This is a genomic window from Aquabacterium sp. UBA2148 (genome assembly GCF_002328915.1).
GTDB classification, from domain to species: Bacteria; Pseudomonadota; Gammaproteobacteria; order Burkholderiales; family Burkholderiaceae_C; genus Aquabacterium; species Aquabacterium parvum.
In genome coordinates this window covers 1-2,758 of sequence record NZ_DCXA01000237.1, presented here as the reverse complement: position 1 = coordinate 2,758, position 2,758 = coordinate 1, and the positions used below count along the sequence as shown (strand labels likewise).

The following is a 2,758-nucleotide window of genomic DNA, read 5'->3' as shown; positions in this document are numbered from 1 at the left end:
CAGCGGTTCAGCCCGGTCGAGACGATGCGCCCAGGGTTGTCGATCATCGAAAAGTGCATGGCCTTCTCGCCCTGGTCCGCGCCCCGGCCCGCGTGCTGACCTGCGTTGATGGCCTCGCAAAAGGCGCTCAAGCGCTCGCGCGTGCCGTCGTTGCTCATGCCGTCGGCGATCCACACTTCCAGCGTCCAGCCTTCGGGCAGGCGTTGCGCGGCAACGCTCTGGCAAAAGGGCACGATGTGCTCGACCTCGTTGCGGCAGGGCACGATGACGGACACGCGCCGAGGCACAGCAGGCTGAGCGAAACTGACGGCGCTCATGCCCGACCTCAACCGCTGACCGCGCGCTTGCGCTGCATGCGCAGGTCGCAAGGCTGCAGCAGCTTCTGGTAGTGGCGCCACATGGCGTCCATCTGCCCGCGCCTGGACGCATCTCGCTCGATGCGATCGCGGTTGTGCGGGCCCATCTGCGCCGTCTGCTCGGGGTGGTCGTGCAGCCGCAACATGGCTTGCGTGAGCGCATCTGCGTCGCGCACAGGCACGATGCAGCCGCCTCGCTCGTCGATCCACTGGCGGTTGGCTGGCAGGTCGGACGCCACGATCGGCAGCCCGCAGGCCATCGACTCGAGCACCGACACCGAGGTCGCATCCGAGGTGGGCACCGACACCGACACGCGGCTTTGCTGGATGGCCTCGACCATGGCGCGGTCACCCACGCGACCATGGAACACCACCTGGTCGACCAGGCCCAGGTGCTTGACCTGCTGCTCGATGTCGCCCTGCAGGCTGCCACCGCCCAGCAGGTGCAGGCGCGCGGCGGCATCGGGCCGATCGGCCACGAAGCGCGCAAAGGCATTGACGATCACGTCGATGTTGTAGTTCGGCTCCCAGCTGCGCAGGCTGACGATGTCGAAGCTGTCGGGCTTGTGGGACGCATCCAGCGGCGTGAACAGATCGGTGTCGGCGCCCCACAGGATCTGGTGGCAAGGCGCCGAGGGGTGGTACTGCGCGATCTCGTCGATCATGTCCATCGAGTCGGCCGTGATGAGGTCGGCGCGGCGCAGCGACCAGGCCACGACCAGGCGCATCAGCCGGCTCTCGCGCGGCGTGACCAGGATGTCGCTGCCCCAGGCGGTGAGCACCTTCGGCAGGGCCAGCCCGCAAGCCGCCGCCCACAGGCCGTAAGACGTGACGTAATGGCCATGCACCAGGGTGGGCTGGAAACGCGCCATGACCTCGCGAGACACGCGACGCACCTCGGGCAGCGCCTGGAACCAGCCCAGCTTGTCAGCGCCCGGCCGGATGGCGATGACCTCTTTCGCGCCAGGCACCTCGGCGGGCTGGCGCGTGATGACCACCGCCTCGCCGCCCCGGTCGGCCACGGCCTGCACCCAGCGGCGGGTGTGCACGCTGGCCGCGTCGGCAAAAAACAGGATGCGGGTCGGGCAGGTGCTGCTCATGAGGAGATGGAACGGTTCTCGTCGCCCTGGGCCACATGGCCCTCGAGCGCACGGCGCAGGTGGTCTTTGCCGGCCCATTGGGCATAAAGGGCATGCAGCTCGGGGTGGCGCTGCAGCAGGGCGCGGTCCAGCTCTCGGCTGTCGCCCAGCACCACCGCCGGCTTGCCATGGGCTTCTGGGCCGACGATGGCGAAATCAGGCACCACGCCGGACACGAAGCTGTAGGCCTGCACGATCACGCCCTTGCCGATCTGCGCACCCGGCGCAACCACGCTGTGCGGCCCGATGAAGCTGTAGGCGCCCACGCGCGTGGCTTTGCGGATGTAGCCCACCGGTTGCGGATCACCCAGGTAGCGCCGCCCCATGACCCGCACCGAGCGGTGGCTGGAGTGGCTGAGGATGGACACGTAGTTGGTGACCTGCACGCCTTCTTCGATGAGCAGGCCGTTGGAGCCATCGAGCCGGTTGAAGTGGCCCACGAACACGTGGTCTTGCAACACCAGCCCTTCGAGGCCCTCCAGGCAGGTGTGGGTGCTCACACGGGTGCTGGCGCACCAGCTGCCATCGGGGTTGCCCCAGCCGTACACCATGCGCGGCCCGGTGAACGCCGCAGCGGCGCGCACCAGGGGGCGTTTGAGTTTCTGGATCAGGGCAGACATGGCCCCGCATTGTCCCCGATTCCACGAGGGGCGCTTAGACTCGCGCCCACCACCTTGACACCATGCAGCGCCCACCCCCACTCCAGTTGCTCCCGGCCTTCGAAGCAGCGTCCCGCCTGCTGAGTTTCAGCAAGGCCGCCGCCGAGCTGCACGTCACCACCGCCGCGGTCAGCCAGCAGATCCGTCAGTTGGAATCGCACCTGGGCCTGCCGCTGTTCCTTCGCCTGACCCGCCGGGTGGAGCTGACCGACGCCGGACGGCAGTTCGCCGAGCTGGTCTCGCGCATGCTGCAGCAGTACCGGCAAGGGCACGCCGACCTCCTGCACCACCACACGCGCCCTGTGCTGCGCCTGAGCATGACCCCGCTGGTGGCGCAGGAGCTGCTGATCCCCAGGCTGGCGGCGTTCCAGGCCCAGCACCCCGACGTCAGCATCCGCCTGGATGCGCGCATGGACTTCGTCGATTTCGAGCGTGAGCCCATCGACGCCGCCATCCGCGTCGGCAAAGGGCCCTGGCCAGGTCTGCAAGCGCAGCCGCTGTGCCGCTGCGTGGCCGCCATCGTGGCCTCGCCTCAGTTGCTGGCCCGCCAGCCGGTTCACAGCATCGACGACCTCGCCCGCCACACCCTGATCCACCCCCGCGA

Annotated in this window: 4 protein-coding genes; 1 reads left to right on the top strand and 3 read right to left on the bottom strand. The window is 68.6% G+C overall.

The annotated features are described in order from the left end of the window. The 3 genes from B2W70_RS13350 to B2W70_RS13340 all read right to left on the bottom strand — a co-directional run. A partial coding sequence (locus B2W70_RS13350) for a glycosyltransferase (RefSeq protein ID WP_286746375.1) occupies positions 1-317 on the bottom strand: 317 nt, incomplete at its 3' end. Positions 318-325: 8 nt separating this feature from the next. Further along, the gene (locus B2W70_RS13345) at positions 326-1,456 is read right to left on the bottom strand and encodes a glycosyltransferase (protein ID WP_286746373.1); all 1,131 of its coding nucleotides are present in this window, start codon (positions 1,454-1,456) and stop codon (positions 326-328) included. Beyond that, positions 1,453-2,115 (bottom strand): acyltransferase, encoded by a 663-nt coding sequence (locus B2W70_RS13340; protein WP_286746372.1) that lies wholly within the window; start codon positions 2,113-2,115, stop codon positions 1,453-1,455. The genes B2W70_RS13345 and B2W70_RS13340 overlap by 4 nt, the downstream gene beginning before the upstream one ends. Before the next feature lie 62 nt (positions 2,116-2,177). On the opposite strand from B2W70_RS13340, the gene B2W70_RS13335 reads away from it, so the two are divergent. Further along, positions 2,178-2,758: LysR substrate-binding domain-containing protein (locus B2W70_RS13335; protein ID WP_286746370.1), on the top strand; the 581-nt coding region annotated here is incomplete at its 3' end.

What these genes read in the sequence shown, in the direction of transcription:
- B2W70_RS13345 (WP_286746373.1), bottom strand. Translation starts at nt 1,456, where the DNA reads ATGAGCAGCACCTGCCCGACCCGCATCCTGTTTTTTGCCGACGCGGCC.
- B2W70_RS13340 (WP_286746372.1), bottom strand. Translation starts at nt 2,115, where the DNA reads ATGTCTGCCCTGATCCAGAAACTCAAACGCCCCCTGGTGCGCGCCGCT.